This window comes from Martelella sp. UBA3392 (genome assembly GCF_002358775.1).
GTDB lineage: Bacteria > Pseudomonadota > Alphaproteobacteria > Rhizobiales > Rhizobiaceae > Martelella > Martelella mediterranea.
In genome coordinates, this window is sequence record NZ_DEPM01000081.1 from 1 (window position 1) to 17,524 (window position 17,524).

Here is a 17,524-nt window from a genome sequence, read left to right on the forward strand (position 1 = left end):
GGGTTGATTCGGCGACCCCGACGCTGACCGTCACGCCGACCTCCTCCGTCGCCGCCTGGAAACGCTCTTCCATGATCTGAAGCCTGATATCCTCCGCGATGCGCCTGGCATTGTGCAGCGTCGCCTCCTTGACCACCACGCAGAATTCCTCCCCGCCATAGCGCACCACCAGATCGAAGCCGCGCATGCGTCCGCGGACAACCTCGGCAAGCCGGCGCAGAACCCTATCGCCAAAGGCATGTCCGTGAAGGTCATTCAGCGATTTGAAGCCGTCGATGTCGATCATCAGTACGGCGAAGGGGCGACGCTCCGCCTCGGTGGCGACCTGCCGGTCAAACGCCTCGAGCGCCCGCCTGTTCTTGAGTCCGGTGAGCGGATCGCGCTCCGCCTCGCGCTTGTAGGCGCGATATTCGGCCTCGCGCCGTTCCTCCATGGCAAGCAGATAGCCGAGGATCATGGTTCCGAGCAGATTGCGGATGATGAGCGCCGGCGTTGTCGACGACACTATCGGAACGGGCGCGAAAATGCCCGCGACCAGGGTGAGCGACAGCAACATGCCCAGAATGGCAAGACCGACAGCATCGCGCCGTCCGCCGCTGAGGCGTGCATAGACAAGCCCGATCACCGCGGCCAGCGCGATGCTGACGCAGCCCGCAAGCGCACCGGCGCCGCCGATATAAATCCGCATCGCAATGGTCACGGCCGATGCGATCAAGGTGGCGAGCGGGCCGCCGAAAAGCGCCGCAAGGGCAACCATGACCGCCCGGATATCGACGATGATGCCCGGCAGGACCTCCAGCGGATCGACCATCGTGACCACCGCCCCGAAGCCGAACAGCAGCCCGATCGCGAGCGATGAACGGACGATTGAGAAGCGCGCGTAGCGGATCAACCTATAGGCGAGCACGATGAGGGCCGCCATGCCGACCTTTTCCAGCATGGCGATAATGATTTCCAGATTCTCAAGCATTGCGTCCTGAACCGCCAGGCCTTTCTTCAACCTTCGAACCCGCGGAAGCACGGGCGTCGAATTTCAACGACAAGGCGCGCGGTTCGCTCCAGGGCGCCGTGAGAGCGAGGAATGTCCAATATATACCGATATGCCGACGAGTTGGTAGGGTTAACACTGGACCGATGCACTTGCACTTCCTACTTAGTGGCCTGTTTGGCGCCGTTCGGCCGAGATCCTCAATCCGGGCCGGCGTCAAAACGCACCCGCCGTGGCTCTCGCTTTCAGGACAAGCACCAATGTCTTCAACCGTCATTCCCTCCCCGCCCGCTGTGACCCTGCCCGTCAGAGGCAGTGAAAGCACCTTTCCCGTTCGCCGGGTCTATTGCGTCGGTCGAAATTACGCCGCACACGCGGTGGAGATGGGTCATGATCCCAGCCGCGAAGCGCCGTTCTTCTTCCAGAAGAACCCCGACAATCTCGTCCCTGGCGGCAGACCCTTTCCCTACCCCGTCCTGTCGCGAAACGTCCACCATGAGGTGGAGTGTTTTGTTGCCCTGAAAAATGGCGGCGCCGATATCGGCGTCAATCAGGCCCTGGATTGTGTATACGGTTACGGCGTCGCGGTGGATTTCACCCGGCGCGATATTCAGGACGAAGCCAAAGCGAAATCGAGGCCGTGGGAAATGGCCAAGGCCTTCGAGGCATCCGCGCCCGTCTCCGACATCGCGCCCGCCGCCGAAATCGGCCATCCCGAGCGCGGTGCGATCAGCCTTGTGCGCAACGGCACGGTGATCCAGCACGGCGATCTCTCGCAGATGATATGGAAGACCGCGGAAATCATCGCGGAACTGTCTCGATACGTTTGCCTTGCGGCCGGCGACATCATTCTGACGGGCACGCCGGCTGGCGTCGGCCCGGTCGAGCGTGGTGATCGCATCGCGTGTAGCATCGAAGGCGTTGGAGACCTTGCATTCGAGGTGATCTGATATAGTGTCTGTCTGCGTTTGAGAGGAGATGCAAGTGCCCCTTTACAACTTGGCCGATAAACAGCCGCGATTGCCGCCCGAAGGCCAATTCTGGATCGCTCCCGACGCCTCGGTGATCGGCGACATCATTATCGGCGAGGATGTCGGCATATGGTTTGCGGCCGTGCTGCGCGGCGACAACGAGCCGATCACCATCGGCAGGGGCAGCAATATCCAGGATGGGGTCATCATCCATACCGACATGGGCTTCCCGACCACGATCGGCGAAGGCTGCACCGTCGGCCATCGCGCAATCCTCCATGGCTGCACCATCGGCGACAACAGCCTTGTCGGCATGGGTGCCACGATCCTGAACGGCGCGACGATCGGCCGCAACTCGCTGATCGGCGCGAACGCGCTGGTGACCGAGGGCAAATCCTTCCCCGACAACAGCCTGATCGTCGGCGCGCCGGCGCGCGCCGTGCGCGAACTCGATGGCGAAGCGATCGCCGGCCTTCGTCGGTCGGCCGAGAGCTACATCGCCAACTGGAAGCGCTTCAGCCGCGATCTGCGACCTGCGGGGTCCGGCGCGCCATGATGTTGCGGCGCGTGAAAAGCCTTTCGAGCGAAGACCAGTTGCTCGACGAGCAGATTGAACTCAACCTGAAAAAAAGGGGGGCGTTGCTCCGATTCACGCGCCCGCTCGAACGCCGGTTCGTGGAGGAGATGCATCGCAGCCGCCACCGCCAACTCGTATGGGCAGGCGCGATCGGCATCCTCGTGATCGCGGGTTTTGCCTTTATCGATCTGATTTATCGGGAAGAATTGCTGGCCCGCATGACCCTGATCAGATCTGGCGTTGTTCTGGCCTTGCTGTCAGCGCTAACAGTTTTGATCATGCGCGATCTCGACACCCGCCTTCCGGGCTGGATTTCGGTTTTCGGCGTCGCGGTATCGGCGGTCGGCACCGGACTGATGCTGAAATCGCCCGGCAATCCGATCGTGGAATTCGAGCCGTACACTTTTATACTGCTTGCCATCGTCGGCAATATCGCGTTGCCGCTGCGCACGTCCCAGGCTGTGGTGGCCGCATCGGTCAACTTCGCCATCGCCGCCTTCTTCATCCTTCCGCTGCCGACACTGCTGCCAATGGAGAAGACCTCTCCCCTGGTCTTTCTCGGCGTGACAAGTCTGCTCACTCTGCTGGCGAGCTATCGCATCGAGTCGGTGGAGCGCAAGGTGTTCCTCCTCTACCTGCGGGAAAAAGTCTATGCCGACGCGCTCTATGCCAAATATCGCTCGCTCAACGATATCTCCAACACGGATGCCCTCACAGCGCTCGCCAACCGCCGCCTGTTTGACGATTTCCTGAAACAGAGCTGGACGGCAGCCGCAGAGGCGGACCGGCCGCTCGCCATGCTGATGATCGATATCGACCATTTCAAGGGCTATAACGATACCTATGGCCATCCCGCCGGCGACGAGTGTTTGAAACGGGTTGCCGCCGCGCTCAAGGCATCCACCCGGTCCGACGAGGATCTTCCCGCGCGCTTCGGCGGCGAGGAGTTCGCACTGGTGCTGCCGAACAGTGACGAAGATGCGGCCCTTGCCCTCAGCGACCGCATTCATGACGCGATCGCAGAACTCGCCATCCCGCACGCATCGAGTCCGAGCAAACGACTGTCGGTCAGCATCGGGATCGCCGTCGAGCACCCGGCGACGACCCAGCACGATTCGCGCAACCTGTTGATCAGGGCCGACCGGGCGCTTTATGCCGCCAAGCGCGCGGGCCGCAACTGCACACGGGTCGACCTCTCCATGGATCCCGCCCCGGAATTCGGGGACAATGCCGCGAAGGCCGCCCTGCGAAACTGAGCTCGCATAGCCGGCATCATGCTTCGCCAGAAGCGCATGCCGCGCATAGTCCCCGCATCTCCACGGTCATAGCGCCGGGCCGGAACCCTTTCGACCGCGCCAACTCGCCAAGCGCGTCCTCGATATCGTGGGCATGGAACTCGATCACCGCGCCGCACCCCTCGCAAATCGCAAAGGCCGTCATGCCGTGATGGCTGCAATCCTGATGCGGATGGGCGCAGGCGACATAGGCATTCAGGCTCTCAAGCCGGTGAACCAGCCCGGCCTCGGTGAGTTTTTCAAGCGCGCGATAGACCTGCAAGGGCGCCTTGAAGCCCTGATCGCGCAGCCGGTCCAGAATGGTATAGGCGCTGATCGGCGCCTCGCTGCCGCTGAGGCAGTCGAACACCAGCGCCTGGTTGCGTGTCAGCTTTTCATCGGGCCTTTTCATCTCGTCCCTCGTTTTCATCGCGGCCGCCTTGCCGCTTCGGGCACCAGCGTCACCAGAAAGATCAGCATGGCGGCCACCACGATCGACGGACCGGATGGCGTGTCATAATAGAGCGACGAATATAATCCCGCCACCACGCTCACAACCCCGATCAGCGATGCGAACACCGCCATCATCTCCGGGGTCCGCGCGAAGCGGCGCGCGGTGGCCGCGGGCACGATCAGGAGCGAGGTGATCAGCATGATGCCGACGATCTTCATCGCGATCGCGATCACCAGCGCCATCAGCAGCATGAAGACGAAGCGCACCGTCTCCGGCCGCATGCCCTCGGCCTGGGCGATCTCGGGCGAGACCGTGGCTGCCAAAAGCGGTCGCCACAGGCCCGCCACCGCCGCGACCACCACAAGCCCGCCGAGCCAGATCGTGGCGATATCGGTACGGGTCACCGAAAGGATGTCCCCGAACAGGAAGCTGATCAGATCGACCCGGATCCAGGTCAGGAACGATACGATCACCAGGCCGATCGCCAGCGTGGAATGGGCGAGAATGCCGAGCAGGCTGTCGGTGGACAGAGCCCGCCGGCGCTCCAGCATGATCAGCATCACCGAAACGATGGTGGCGACCACGAACACGCTGAGCGTCAGGTTGACCGTAAACAGCAGCGAAAGCGCCACGCCGAGCAGGGCCGAATGCGCCATGGTGTCGCCGAAATAGGCCATCTTGCGCCAGATGATGAAGCAGCCGAGCGGACCCGCCATCAGCGCGACGCCGATGCCGGCGACCAGAGCGCGGACGAAGAAATCGTCAAGCATGTTCCTGCGCCTCGTGATGATGGCCGTCATCGGGATGGCAATGTTCGGTGACCGAGCCATCGGCATGGCGCACCTTGCCATCGGGCAGATGGGTATGATCGTGATCATGGCGATAGAGCGCGAGCGCGCCATCACCGCGGGCCCCGAGCAGCGACTGGTAGGCCTCGCTTCCGCTGACCACCTCCGGCGTACCGGTGCAGCAGACATGGCCGTTGAGGCAGACGACCGTATCGGTCCGCGCCATCACCACATGCAGGTCGTGCGAGATCATCAATATGCCGCAGCCCTGGCGTTCCCGGATGCGCGAGATCAGAGCGTAAAGCGCGATCTCGCCGGCATGATCGACGCCCTGTACCGGCTCGTCCAGCACCAAAAGGTCGGGCTTGCGGGCAATCGCGCGCGCCAGCATCGCGCGCTGGAACTCGCCGCCGGACAGCGTCTGGACCTCGGCCTTGGCCAGATGGGCGATACCGACCTCCTCCAGCGCTTCGGCGATCGCGGCGGCTGGGAGCGGCCCGGTCAGGGTCATCAAGCGACGCACCGTCAGCGGCAGGGAATGATCGATAGCAAGCTTTTGCGGCACATAGCCGACGGTCAGCCCCGCGGCGCGCTCGACGCTGCCCTCATCGGGCGCGAGAACCCCGAGCGCCATCCGCGCGCTGGTGGATTTGCCCGCGCCGTTCGGCCCGATCAGGGTGACGATCTCGCCGCGGCGCACGCTGAAGCCCACGCCGCGCACGAGCCACCTTCCATTACGGTGGAGCCCGGCATTGTCGAGCGAGACCAGCAGGTCATTCGAATGCATTTTTCCAAAAACTCCGTCTTGCCCGTGTCTATGACATACGTTATAGCGTAACGCAATTGATGTAATAACATTACGTAGAACTGCAATCCCCAGGCTTCCCGCCTTCAAAAATAATGAGGATCTCATGAAAACGTCCCGCCTGTTTCTCCTCACGACGGCCGCGATGGCCCTCGCCCAGACCGCAGCGGCAGAGGATGCCCTCAAGGTCGTGACGTCGATCAAGCCGCTCTATTCGCTGACGACCGCGCTTACCGCGGGAACCGCGACCGAAACGACGCTTCTGGTGAAAGGCGCCGCCTCGCCCCACACCTACAGCATGACGCCATCCGAGGCGCGCGCGCTGCAGAATGCCGATGTCGTGTTCTGGATCGGTCCGGCGCTGGAGCATTTTCTCGACAAGCCGCTCGACGCGCTCGGCGGCGATGCCCAGATCGTGGAACTGGAAGACGCCCCCGGCGTGGAGACGCTGGCCCCGCGCGAAGGCGGCGCTTTCGATGCGCATGACCATGATCATGATCATGAAGGCCATGATCACGAGGGTCATGATGAAGACGGGCATGACCACGACGACCATGCCGACCATGATCACGAAGCCGGTCATGACGATCACCATGACCACGGCGAAGTCGACCCGCATATGTGGCTTGACCCGATGAATGCGAAGGCCTTTGCCGCCGCGATGGCGGAAACGCTGTCGGAAAACGACCCCGCCAACGCCGAGATCTATGCCGACAATGCCGAAAAGCTCGACGCCCGGCTCGATGCGCTGACGACCGACATTCAGGCCCAGATCGACGCCGTGAACGCCAAGCCCTATGTCGTCTTCCACGATGCCTACCACTATTTCGGCCATCGCTTCGGCATCGAGGCCGCGGGTTCGATCACCGTCAACCCCGAAGCCCCGCCGAGCGCACAGCGCATCCGCGAAATCCACGACAAGCTGACCGAACTCGGTGCGGCCTGCGTGTTCTCCGAGCCGCAATTCCCGCCGAAGATCGTTGACACGGTGATCGAAGGCACGGATGCCCGCACCGGCGTGCTCGACCCGCTGGGCGCGGGTCTTGAGGACGGGCCGGATCTCTATTTCCTGCTTCTGGAAAACCTCGCCGGCAATCTCACCGACTGCTTTGTGGCCGAGTAATCCGCCATGAAGGCATTGCCCCGGGCGCGCATGGCCGGGGCGATGTGGCCTGCGGGCGAGTAGTGCCCCCGCAGGCCTTTTTTTGTCCGCCGTTCCTGGGCGCGATTACTTCTGCCGCTCCGGTCCCTTCCGTTCGGCCGATTTCGCCCAGAGATTGATGTCGGCCTCGCGGGCATATTTGTCGATTTCGGCAAGCTCGGCTTCGGTGAAATCGGGGTTGTCGAGGGCCTTCACGCAATCGAGCACCTGTTCGGGGCGGCTTGCGCCAATCAGCGCAGTGGTGACCCGCCCGCCGCGCAGCACCCAGGCCAGCGCCATCTGCGCCAGCGTCTGGCCGCGCCGCTCGGCGATCGCGTTCAACGCGCGGATATGGTCCAGCGTCTCCTCGCGCAGGAATTCATGGCGCAGCGATTTGCCCTGCGCCGCCCGGCTGTCATCGGGTATGCCCTTCAGATATTTGGACGTCAGCATGCCCTGCGCCAGCGGCGAGAACACGATCGAGCCGAGCCCCAGTTCCTCGAGCGTATCGAGCAGCCCGTCTTCCTCCACCCAGCGATTGATCATCGAATAGCTCGGCTGGTGGATGACGAAGGGCGTCTTCAACTCCTTCAGGATCTTGTAGGCCGCGCGGGTGCGCTCAGAGTTATAGGAAGAAATTCCCACATAAAGCGCCCTGCCCGACCGCACGATCTGGTCGAGCGCCATCATCGTCTCCTCCAGCGGCGTGTCGGGATCGAAACGGTGGGAATAGAAGATATCGACATAGTCGAGGCCAAGCCGTTTCAGGCTCTGGTCGCAGGATGCCATAAGGTTCTTGCGGCTGCCCCACTCGCCATAGGGCCCCTCCCACATTCCGTAGCCGGCCTTGGACGAGATGATCAACTCGTCGCGCAGGCCGGCAAACTCGTTGCGCAGGATATCGCCGAAGGCCTTTTCGGCGGAACCGGGGGGCGGGCCGTAATTATTGGCGAGATCGAAATGGGTGATGCCGGCATCAAACGCGGTCTGGCAGATCGCCACCTTGCGGGCGCGCTCGGTATCGTCGCCGAAATTGTGCCAGAGGCCGAGCGATATCGCCGGCAGCTTGAGCCCGGACGCGCCGCAGCGGTTATATTGCATCGTATCGTAGCGGGTCTTCGAGGGTGTCCAGCTCATCATATCCTCCTGCCTGAAGAGGGCCGGGACGCCCCGGCCATGAAAAAGGCGGCAGAACGCCGCCGCCTCTGATTTTGGAATATCCCACCCCACTCTCCGTGTCACCCTCGGGCTTGACCCGAGGGTCCAGGCAACGTTCTCCGTGTGGCCTGGATGCTCGGATCAAGTCCGAGCATGACCCATGAGAGGGAAGGTTGCGATTATCGCCGACAGCGCGGCGAGTGTTGCAACTTCTTTCTCACGCGCTCTGGCGGCGGTCGCCCTGGCGGTTGCGCGGGCGGCGGTTCTTGGCCGGGCGGTTGCGGTTGGCGCCCTCGCGGGGCGCGCCGTCACGCGGGCCGCCGTTGCGGGCTTCGCCCTGGCGCTGGCCGCCATTGGCGGAAGGGCGGGCCCGGCGGGCGGGTTTTCCGTTGCCGGCGCCGCCGCGACCACGGCCGTTGCCCCGCGCCGGGCGCTCGGCCATGGCATGGGGTTCGCCGCTCGCCACGGTGATCTCGATGCCGGTCAGCTTCTGGATATCGCGCAGCAGCGCCGATTCCTCGGGCGTGCAGAACGCGATCGCCTTGCCTTCCTTGCCGGCGCGCGCGGTGCGGCCGATACGGTGGACATAGGCGTCGGCCACTTCGGGCAGATCGTAGTTGTAGACATGGGTGACGCCGGGCACATCGATGCCGCGGGCGGCGACGTCGGTTGCGACCAGAACGTTGATCTCGCCGGTCTTGAACGCTTTCAGCGCCCGCTCGCGCTGACCCTGGCTCTTGTTGCCATGGATCGAGGCGGTGGCGAAGCCGCGGCTGTCGAGATGCTTCATCAGCTTCTCGGCGCCGTGCTTGGTGCGCAGGAACACGATCGCGCGGCCATCCGGGTTGTTGGTGAGTTCCTGGCGGAGAAGCTCGACCTTGTCGTTCTTGCCGGCGACGAAGTGCACGGCCTGCTCGACACGGTCGGCGGTCTTGCCGGGCGGCGTCACTTCAACGCGTTCCGGATTGGTCAGGAAGCGCTTGGAAAGCTCGGCGATCGATTTCGGCATGGTGGCCGAAAACAGCATGGTCTGGCGCTCGTCCGGAACCAGCGACGAAATCTTCTTCAGGTCGTGGATGAAGCCGAGGTCCAGCATCTGGTCGGCCTCGTCCAGCACCAGATAGCGCACGGCCGAAAGGTTGAGCGCCCTGCGGTCCAGCAGGTCGAGAAGCCGGCCGGGGGTGGCCACCAGAATGTCGGTGCCGCCTGCAAGCTGCTGCTGCTGGCGGTTGATCGATGCGCCGCCGACCACGATGTTGACCTTGAGCGGCGTCTTGCGGGCGAAGATGCGCAGGTTTTCCGCGATCTGGTTCACCAGTTCGCGCGTCGGGGCGAGGATCAGCGTCTTGACGGTCTTCGGCGCGGGCTTGCCGCCGTTTGCGAGCAGCATGTCGATGATCGGCAGGCCGAAAGCGGCCGTTTTGCCGGTGCCTGTCTGGGCGAGGCCCATCACGTCGCGGCCTTCGAGCACCAGCGGTATGGCCTTCGCCTGGATCGGCGTCGGGGTTTCATAACCCTCCGCGGCAACACGGGCGACGAGCTGGGCGGAAAGTCCAAGTGTATTAAATTCAGTCAATTCAAAAGCGCCTTTCAAGGCATGCCGAAAGCCCTCCGCGCATTGCGACCAAACGCAAATGCCGGTGGTTTCGGTTTCAAGCGCCCCGCGTGAAGTGGGAACTTATCGGTGGAAAATGCCTTCCGCGCGCCGACTGGGAGTGCCGGACTTTATCATGCGCTTGACCCGGACTTGACGCGACCATCTCGGGTCATCTGCGCCAGGCATGCTCACGCGGCATGCGAACAGGTGGAAAGCTGGGCTCTACATGATGCCCGGGCTGGCAAAAGTCAAGCATGATCCTTGGCATTACCGCCCGGCCGGGCGAAAACCCGCCAGCATTTCGCGCTTTCCGGCAAAGCCTGGGCGGCGCTCGACGGTGAAGCCGGCCGCCTGAAGGTTGCGGCGCACGAAGCCGGCGGCGGCATAGGTGCCGAACGTGCCGCCGGGCGCGGTATGGTCGAAGACGGCGCGCATCAGCTCTTGCGACCACATATCGGGGTTGCGGGAGGGGGCGAAGCCGTCGAGATACCAGGCATCGAATCGGTCCGGCAGGGCGGTCAACGCCTTCAGAGCGTCGGCGCAGATGACGGTGAGGCGGGTCTGTGGGTCGGCGTCGATGGTGATGACGCCTTCGGGGCGCTCCGGCCACGCGGCGGTCAGGGCCACGCGCTCCGCATCGATCTCCGGCCAGTGCGACAGGGCGCGGTCGATATCGGGTTTCGTCATCGGAAACAGCTCGAACGAGGTGAAGGCAAGATGTCCGTCCGGCCGCCGGAGCGCCTTCCAGCGTCGAAAGGTTTCGCAGAAATTCAGCCCCGTGCCGAAACCGAGTTCGCCAATGCGGAAGGTCCCGCCCGCCTGCCAGCGTTCGGCCAGCCGATTGGCGTCGATGAACACATGGCCGCATTCGGCCCGCCCGTCCGCTTTGGAGAAATAGTGGTCCTGAAACGCCTCCGAAAACGGCCGGTTGCCGTCATCCCATGTTATCGCCATCTATGAGCCTGTTGCATCCGTTCGCCGTTTGTGGTCCATCGCCGGAATGAATGACGCGCCAGCCCCCTCAGGTCAAATGCCATCCGCCGACCTCGCCATCATCGGCGGCGGCATCATGGGGCTGTGGGCGGCCTATCACGCCGAAAAGGCGGGGATCGATACCCTGTTGATCGACAGCGGCGGACCGGCCGCGAGCAATGGCCTGCTTGGTGCGCTGATGGCCTATATGCCGGACCAGTGGGACGAGAAGAAGCAGTTCCAGTTCGAGGCGCTTGCAGAGCTCGAGAGCCATATCCGCGCGCTGGAGGCCGAGACCGGGGTTTCGACCGGCTATCGCCGCGCCGGTCGGGTGATGCCGCTTTATGCCGAACGCCAGGTCGAGACCGCGCTCTCACGTGCCGAGGCGGCCGCCGTGAACTGGCGCAGCGGTGAGTGGCGCTTCGCGTGGTCCGTGGTGGATCGTCCGCCGCTTGACGGCTGGCCGGCCGTCGATCCCGCGGCGCTTGCCTATGTTCACGAAGACTTCGCCGCCCATGTTTTTCCGCGCGGCGTGGTCGCGGCGCTTCAGGTCTTTCTCGAAAACGCCCGGCATGTGCGCCGCCTGACGGCGACGGTGACGGAAATCGACGCGGCGGCGAACAATCTCCATCTGGCCGATGGCGGTCGGGTCGGCTTCGGGCGCGTCATCGTTTCGGCTGGCATCGGCGCCTTTCCGCTGCTTCAGCCGCTCTTCGCGCCGGCCGGCAAGCCGCTCGGTCGCCCGGTCAAGGGGCAGGCGGCGCTCTTTGCCGCCAACTGCGACCCGTCGTGGCCGATCGTGTTCGATGACGGGCTTTACGTGATCGCCCATGAAGGCGGTCGTGTCGCCGTCGGCTCGACCACGGAGGATGCGTTCGAGGATGCGGCGGCGACCGACCATCGCCTCGACGCTCTGATCGCGGCCGCGCGCAAAGCCGTGCCGCTGCTGCGGGACGCGCCGGTGGTCGAACGCTGGGCGGGCCTGCGTCCACGCGGCATCCACCGCGAACCGATGATCGGCGCGATCGATGCCGCGCCGCGCGTCATCGCGCTCGGCGGCGGCTTCAAGACCAGTTTCGGCATCGCCCACCGGCTGGCGGATCACGCGGTGCGGCTTGCCGCAGGCCAGCCGGTTGAGGCGCTGCCCGCTATCTACGATCTTTCAATTTACCGCCGACGTGCCCACGGCGAAAAGCGATAGAGCCACTCGCTTTCTTCGAAACGCAAAATGGCTCCATGCCTTCTGACATGCCGGGCTCTGCGATCACTGGTAGTCGATGACGATGCGGCCCTCGATTTCGCCGTGATGCATCTTGGCGAAGATCTCGTTGATGTTCTCGAGCTTGTCGGTCTTGATCGTCGCCTTGACCTTTCCAGCGCCGGCGAAGTCAAGCGCTTCCTGCAGGTCAAGCCGGGTTCCGACGATCGATCCGCGCACCGTGATACCGTTCAGCACGGTGTCGAAGATGGGAAGCGGGAAATCGCCGGGCGGCAGGCCATTGAGCGATACGGTCCCGCCGCGCTGGACCATGCCCTGCGCCTGTTCGAAGGCCTTGGGCGAGACGGCGGTGACCAGAACCCCTTCCGCGCCGCCGATTTCCTTTTTCACGAAGGCCACCGGATCGGCATTGCGGGCATTGACCGCCAGACTTGCGCCAAGCCGTTTCGCCAGGTCGAGTTTCGCGTCGTCGATATCCACGGCAAGCACGTTCAGGCCCATTGCCTTTGCATATTGCACGGCCAGATGTCCAAGCCCGCCAATGCCCGAGATCACGACCCAGTCGCCGGGTTTCGTGTCTGTCACCTTCAGGCCCTTGTAGACCGTAACGCCTGCACAGAGGATCGGCGCAATCTCGGTGAAGCTGACATTGTCAGGCAGGTGCCCGACATAGTTCGGATCGGCCAGAACATATTCGGCGAAACTGCCATTGACCGAATAGCCGGTGTTTTGCTGCGATTCGCAAAGCGTCTCCCATCCGCCGAGGCAATGCTTGCAGCAGCCGCAGGCGGTGTAGAGCCACGGAACCCCGACGCGATCGCCTTCCTTGACATGGGTTACCCCGGTCCCCACGGCGACGACGTGTCCCACGCCCTCATGGCCCGGAATGAACGGCGGCTCGGGTTTGATCGGCCAGTCACCCTCCGCCGCGTGCAGGTCGGTGTGGCAGACGCCGCTTGCGGCCATCTTGACGAGAATCTGGCCCGGCCCGACCGAGGGGACTGCGACCTCTTCCATTACCAAAGGCTTGCCGAATTGCCGGACAACGGCGGCTTTCATGGTCTTTTCCATCGGAAAATCCTGTCTTGAGAAAATGCGGAAAGGCACTTCCGCAAAGGGGGGTGGCCGGGTGAGGCGGCCTTCGGGTCGACCGATCAATCAGCACGGGACTGACGGACCGACCGTTTTCGAGGCGCTGACCAACGCCTGTTCGAACTTGCTTCAAGGCGCACCGGAGGCGGCGGTGTTCGTTCTCTGATTGGGAATATTTGCAACCGAAATGCACGACGCTTCCTTTCCCGGTTGGCATGCGCCTGTCATTTCAACCGATGCCGGCAAGGTTGTACCGCAGATCGTCTGCGCGGTCCGGGACGGCCGACATCTTGATGTGATGCAGATGCATTGCGCATAAACAGAATAGACCGCGCTGCCGGATTGTCCATGGTGTAGATTGCCGCACCTGGCCGCGCCGCAAACGGTAAGCCCGTCGTATCAGTGTCATTGGAATCGGCTATCTCAGAAGCGAGAAACCGTTTCCTCATGTGACCCGCGATGCCCGCCGAACGCTATGCTATCTGCTTTACGCCATCGCCGCATGACGGGCTCGCCATCGTGGGCGCGAACTGGATCGGGCGGAGCGCGTTTTCCGGCGAGGTGGTCGAGCCGCCGATGATCACCGGCCTGCCGCTTGCCGAGATCGCCTATCACACGGCTCTGCCGCGCCGCTACGGGTTTCAGGGCATGCTGAAATCGCCGTTTCATCTGACCGAAGGCATGAACGAATCCATGCTGCTGAAGGCGATGATGCGCTTTGCCATGCGCTTTCAGCCCTTCACCTTGCCGCCGCTCACGGTCGTTCATCGCCGCGATATCCTGGCGCTCGCGCCGATGACGGCGGTTCCCGCACTCGATACGCTTGCCGCCAGCATCGTCACCGAATTCGACGCCTTCCGCGCGCCGCTTTCCGAGGCCGAGATCGAGCGGCGGGCCTCGGGCGGGCTGACGCCGGTGCAGTTTGCCAATCTGCATCGCTGGGGCGAGCCGGACGTGCTTGCCGCCTTCTCCTTTCACATGCCGCTGACCGGCCCTCTTTCCCCAAGCGAAATGGCGCGGATGGAGCGCTCGGTCGCGGCGTTTTTCGGGCCGATCCTGCTGGAGCCGGTCGAGGTCGATCATATCGCGCTGTTCATCGAAGAGGAGCCCGGCGCGCCGTTCTGCGTCCATTCGCTGCATCCGATGGGCGCCGTCAGGGCGCGGCAGTCGGCCTAGAGGCTGTGTGGCGGCAATCGGGCCGATCTGGCTTTTCCCCTTGATTCCTGCCGGCCTTTTCGCCTTATCTCTTCCGGCGATGCCGATGGTCGTCTACCGTCGGCAAGGAATGGAATTGAGGGCATGATGGACGCTGAAACGAACGCATATCCGCGCGAACTTGTGGGTTACGGCCGCAATCCGCCGGACCCGAAATGGCCGGGCGAGGCCAATATCGCCGTGCAGTTCGTGATCAATTACGAGGAGGGCGGCGAGAGTTGCATTCTCGACGGCGACCCGGCGTCGGAATGCCTGCTGTCTGAAATCGTCGGCGCCGAGGCCTGGCCCGGCCAGCGCAACATGAACATGGAATCGCTCTATGAATATGGTTCGCGCGCCGGCTTCTGGCGGCTGTGGCGGCTGTTCACGCGCCTGGAAATCCCGGTCACAGTCTATGGCGTGACCCAGGCGATGGCCCGCAACCCGGAAGCCGTCGCCGCCATGAAGGAGGCCGGGTGGGAAATCGCAAGCCATGGCCTCAGATGGCTGGAATACAAGGATTTCGACATCGACACCGAGCGCGCCCATATCCGCGAGGCGGTGCGGCTTCACACCGAAATCACCGGCGAACGGCCCTATGGCCTCTATCAGGGCAAGCCCTCGGTCAACACGCTGGACCTCGTGATGGAGGAGGGCGGTTTCCTCTATTCCTCCGATACCTATGCCGACGACCTGCCCTACTGGGTGCGCACGTCGGAGGGCAAGCCGTTCCTGCGCATCCCCTATACGCTTGACAATAATGACATGCGTTTCGCTACCCCCCAGGGCTTCAATTCCGGCGAGCAGTTCTTCACCTATCTGAAGGACGCCTTCGATACGCTCTATGACGAAGGCCGCGAGGGCGCGCCGAAGATGATGTCGATCGGGCTGCACTGCCGCCTTGTCGGCAAGCCGGGTCGGCTGGCGGGGCTGAAGCGCTTCCTCGATTACGTCCAGAACCACGACAAGGTCTGGCTGGCGAAGCGGATCGAGATCGCGCGCCACTGGTACGAGAACCACCTGCCGCAGGAGGATGCGCAATGATTGCCCGCGATGCATTCGTCAGTCGTTTCGGCGGCGTCTACGAGCACTCCCCTTTCATCGCCGAGCGCGCCTATGACCGGGGCCTGGTCCATGAGCCGTTGACTGCAACGGGCGTTGCCGACGCGCTTGCGACGGTGTTCCGGGAGGCGCCCGAGGATGAACGGCTCGGCGTGCTGCGCGCCCATCCCGACCTTGCCGGCAAGCTTGCGATCGCGGGCGGGTTGACCGAGGAAAGCCGCCGCGAGCAGGCGGGGGCGGGCCTCGACCGGCTGTCGCCCGAAGAGCATGCGGAGTTTACTGAGCTCAATTCCGCCTATATAGACAAGTTCAACTTTCCTTTCATTATTGCGGTCAGCGGCCTCAATAAGGACGATATTCTCTCCGCCTTCCGGCAACGGATCGACAGTTCCGAAGCCGTCGAGCTTGAAACAGCCTGTGCTGAGGTCGAGAAGATCGCCGGTCTCAGGCTGCGCCACATGCTCGCGGAGTAAACCATGTCAGAACAAGAAACGTCCGTTGCCCTGCCCGATTTCGCGGTCGGCGCGATCAACCTTGCCTCCGCCCGTCTCGGCGCGCGGGCGATCTATGCCACGGACCAGTTCTTCGCGCCGCTTGCCCGCATGCTGAAGGATGACGCCGCCGTTTTCCTGCCCGGCGAATATGACGAGCACGGCAAGTGGATGGATGGCTGGGAAAGCCGCCGCAAGCGTGTGCCCGGCCATGATTGGGCGATTATCAGGCTCGCCATGCCCGGCCGCATCCGCGGTTTCGACGTCGACACCAGCTATTTCACCGGCAACTACCCGCCGCAGTGTTCGATCGAGGGCTGCTTCATGGAAAGCGGCGAGCCGGACGAGAACGCCGACTGGCAGGAGGTGCTTGCGCGCGTCGATCTCGGCCCCGACAAGCACCATTATTTCGAGATGGATCAGGACACCCGCCAGAAGGTGTTCACGCATCTGCGCCTGCACATCTTCCCCGATGGCGGCATTGCGCGGCTCAGGGTCTACGGTTCGGCCTATTTCAATTGGGAGAAGGTCGGCGAGAACGAGGAGATCGATCTTGCCTATATCTTCGGCGGCACCCATGCGCTGCACTGGTCGGATGCCCATTACGGCCATCCCGACCGCATGCTCGCCCCCGGTCGCGGCGTCAATATGGGTGATGGCTGGGAGACCGCGCGTCGCCGCGGGCCGGGGCATGACTGGGTGATCTTCAAGCTCGGCCATCCCGGCATCATCCGGCGCGCCGTTGTCGATACCGCCCATTTCAAGGGCAATTATCCCGATACTTGCATGCTGCTCGGCGCCAACCTGCCGGAGCAGAAGGACGTGTTCAGCATGGAGGAGATCGAAGCCTCGGAGCACTGGCAGCCGATCCTTGAACAGACCAAGCTGCAGGCCGACCATATCCATGAGTTCGGCGGCAGCGCGGTTGCCGATATCGGCCCTGTCACCCATGTGCGGCTCGCGATCTTCCCCGATGGCGGCATCAGCCGGCTGAGGCTCTACGGGGTGAAGGCATGAGAAAGCTGGCGCTTGAACGGCTGACGCCGGCGGCGTTCGCGCCGTTCGGCACCGTGATTGCGCCGGATCCGGCGAAAGCCAGGATGATCAATGGCGGCACGACCACGCGGTTTCACGCGTTGGCCCGCGCCGAGGCTTTGGGCGAGGGGGCAGCGGTGATCCTCAACATCTTCCGGGGCGAGCCGCGCCGCTTTCCCTATACGGTCGACATGATGGAGCGCCATCCGCTCGGGAGCCAGAGCTTCTCGCCGCTGTCGCCGCGTCCCTTTCTGGTGGTGGTCGCCGAAGATGAAGGCGGCGTGCCGTCCATCCCGCGCGTGTTTTTCGCCGAAAGCGGGCAGGGCGTGAACTATAATGCCAATGTCTGGCACCATCCGCTGATGGCGCTCGGCGAGACCAGCGATTTTCTGGTTGTCGATCGCGCCGGGCCGGGCGACAATCTCGAGGAATATTTCTATTCCGATCCGTTCATCATCGAGGAGGCAACCCCATGACCGGCCTGACCACCCATGTTCTCGACACCGCCCTTGGCCAGCCCGCTTCGGAGATGAAGATCGATCTCTACCGCATCAAGGGCGCGGAGCGCATCTTTCTCAAGACCGTCTACACCAATGATGATGGCCGGATCGATGGCGGGGCGATGCTGACATCAGAGGAAGTCGAGCCGGGACAGTACGAACTCGTTTTCCATGCTGGCGACTATCTCAGGCGCACCGGCGCGACG

Annotated in this window: 19 protein-coding genes; 11 read left to right on the forward strand and 8 right to left on the reverse strand. The window is 63.4% G+C overall.

Going from position 1 to position 17,524, the window contains the following annotated elements; all coding sequences use genetic code 11:
* Positions 1-970 (reverse strand): diguanylate cyclase (locus B4E36_RS06070; protein WP_345900116.1); only part of this gene is annotated, 970 nt, incomplete at its 3' end.
* Between the two features lie 278 nt (positions 971-1,248).
* Between B4E36_RS06070 and B4E36_RS06075 the strand changes: the two genes are divergently transcribed.
* From B4E36_RS06075 to B4E36_RS06085, 3 genes are read left to right on the forward strand one after another with little or no spacing between them, the layout of a single operon-like run.
* Positions 1,249-1,938, forward strand: a complete 690-nt coding sequence (locus tag B4E36_RS06075) for a fumarylacetoacetate hydrolase family protein (RefSeq protein WP_345900117.1) — start codon at positions 1,249-1,251, stop codon at positions 1,936-1,938.
* Positions 1,939-1,972: 34 nt separating this feature from the next.
* Positions 1,973-2,515 (forward strand): gamma carbonic anhydrase family protein, encoded by a 543-nt coding sequence (locus tag B4E36_RS06080; protein ID WP_345900118.1) that lies wholly within the window; start codon positions 1,973-1,975, stop codon positions 2,513-2,515.
* 11 nt (positions 2,516-2,526) lie between these two features.
* Positions 2,527-3,792, forward strand: coding sequence for a GGDEF domain-containing protein (locus tag B4E36_RS06085; protein WP_345900119.1), 1,266 nt, complete (start codon positions 2,527-2,529; stop codon positions 3,790-3,792).
* Positions 3,793-3,808: 16 nt separating this feature from the next.
* On the opposite strand, the gene B4E36_RS06090 is transcribed toward B4E36_RS06085, so the two are convergent.
* The 3 genes from B4E36_RS06090 to B4E36_RS06100 are packed head-to-tail and all read right to left on the reverse strand — an operon-like array spanning position 3,809 to position 5,839.
* Positions 3,809-4,240, reverse strand: a complete 432-nt coding sequence (locus B4E36_RS06090) for a Fur family transcriptional regulator (RefSeq protein WP_414673737.1) — start codon at positions 4,238-4,240, stop codon at positions 3,809-3,811.
* Positions 4,237-5,034 (reverse strand): zinc ABC transporter permease subunit ZnuB, encoded by a 798-nt coding sequence (gene znuB, locus B4E36_RS06095; RefSeq protein WP_345900120.1) that lies wholly within the window; start codon positions 5,032-5,034, stop codon positions 4,237-4,239. Before znuB ends, B4E36_RS06090 begins: the two co-directional genes overlap by 4 nt.
* A complete protein-coding gene (locus B4E36_RS06100; protein ID WP_345900121.1) occupies positions 5,027-5,839 on the reverse strand; it encodes a metal ABC transporter ATP-binding protein in 813 nt (270 codons plus the stop codon). The genes znuB and B4E36_RS06100 overlap by 8 nt, the downstream gene beginning before the upstream one ends.
* A 124-nt stretch (positions 5,840-5,963) precedes the next feature.
* Between B4E36_RS06100 and B4E36_RS06105 the strand changes: the two genes are divergently transcribed.
* The gene (locus B4E36_RS06105) at positions 5,964-6,980 is read left to right on the forward strand and encodes a zinc ABC transporter substrate-binding protein (RefSeq protein WP_345900122.1); all 1,017 of its coding nucleotides are present in this window, start codon (positions 5,964-5,966) and stop codon (positions 6,978-6,980) included.
* A gap of 105 nt (positions 6,981-7,085) precedes the next feature.
* Here B4E36_RS06105 and mgrA read toward each other — a convergent pair whose 3' ends face one another.
* The 3 genes from mgrA to mnmD form a co-directional block, all read right to left on the reverse strand.
* Positions 7,086-8,138, reverse strand: a complete 1,053-nt coding sequence (gene mgrA, locus B4E36_RS06110) for an L-glyceraldehyde 3-phosphate reductase (protein WP_414673738.1) — start codon at positions 8,136-8,138, stop codon at positions 7,086-7,088.
* 235 nt (positions 8,139-8,373) lie between these two features.
* Positions 8,374-9,732: a DEAD/DEAH box helicase gene (locus tag B4E36_RS06115; RefSeq protein WP_292053005.1), complete on the reverse strand. Its 1,359-nt coding sequence runs from the start codon at positions 9,730-9,732 to the stop codon at positions 8,374-8,376.
* Positions 9,733-10,020: 288 nt separating this feature from the next.
* The gene (gene mnmD / locus B4E36_RS06120) at positions 10,021-10,707 is read right to left on the reverse strand and encodes a tRNA (5-methylaminomethyl-2-thiouridine)(34)-methyltransferase MnmD (RefSeq protein ID WP_292053008.1); all 687 of its coding nucleotides are present in this window, start codon (positions 10,705-10,707) and stop codon (positions 10,021-10,023) included.
* A 76-nt stretch (positions 10,708-10,783) separates the two neighbouring features.
* Between mnmD and B4E36_RS06125 the strand changes: the two genes are divergently transcribed.
* Entirely contained in the window at positions 10,784-11,926 is a 1,143-nt protein-coding gene (locus tag B4E36_RS06125) for an NAD(P)/FAD-dependent oxidoreductase (RefSeq protein ID WP_292053009.1), read from the forward strand.
* Between the two features lie 63 nt (positions 11,927-11,989).
* Here B4E36_RS06125 and adhP read toward each other — a convergent pair whose 3' ends face one another.
* Positions 11,990-13,015, reverse strand: coding sequence for an alcohol dehydrogenase AdhP (gene adhP / locus B4E36_RS06130; RefSeq protein ID WP_345900124.1), 1,026 nt, complete (start codon positions 13,013-13,015; stop codon positions 11,990-11,992).
* 480 nt (positions 13,016-13,495) lie between these two features.
* Between adhP and B4E36_RS06135 the strand changes: the two genes are divergently transcribed.
* The 6 genes from B4E36_RS06135 to B4E36_RS06160 all read left to right on the forward strand — a co-directional run.
* Positions 13,496-14,212, forward strand: coding sequence for a DUF1045 domain-containing protein (locus B4E36_RS06135; protein WP_345900125.1), 717 nt, complete (start codon positions 13,496-13,498; stop codon positions 14,210-14,212).
* 126 nt (positions 14,213-14,338) lie between these two features.
* Positions 14,339-15,274: an allantoinase PuuE gene (gene puuE / locus B4E36_RS06140; RefSeq protein WP_292053163.1), complete on the forward strand. Its 936-nt coding sequence runs from the start codon at positions 14,339-14,341 to the stop codon at positions 15,272-15,274.
* The gene (gene uraD / locus B4E36_RS06145; RefSeq protein WP_292053016.1) at positions 15,271-15,765 is read left to right on the forward strand and encodes a 2-oxo-4-hydroxy-4-carboxy-5-ureidoimidazoline decarboxylase; all 495 of its coding nucleotides are present in this window, start codon (positions 15,271-15,273) and stop codon (positions 15,763-15,765) included. The genes puuE and uraD overlap by 4 nt, the downstream gene beginning before the upstream one ends.
* Positions 15,766-15,768: 3 nt before the next feature.
* Entirely contained in the window at positions 15,769-16,800 is a 1,032-nt protein-coding gene (gene alc, locus B4E36_RS06150; RefSeq protein ID WP_292053018.1) for an allantoicase, read from the forward strand.
* Positions 16,797-17,294: an ureidoglycolate lyase gene (locus B4E36_RS06155; RefSeq protein ID WP_292053020.1), complete on the forward strand. Its 498-nt coding sequence runs from the start codon at positions 16,797-16,799 to the stop codon at positions 17,292-17,294. Before alc ends, B4E36_RS06155 begins: the two co-directional genes overlap by 4 nt.
* A partial coding sequence (locus tag B4E36_RS06160) for a hydroxyisourate hydrolase (RefSeq protein WP_345900126.1) occupies positions 17,291-17,524 on the forward strand: 234 nt, incomplete at its 3' end. The genes B4E36_RS06155 and B4E36_RS06160, both read left to right, overlap by 4 nt.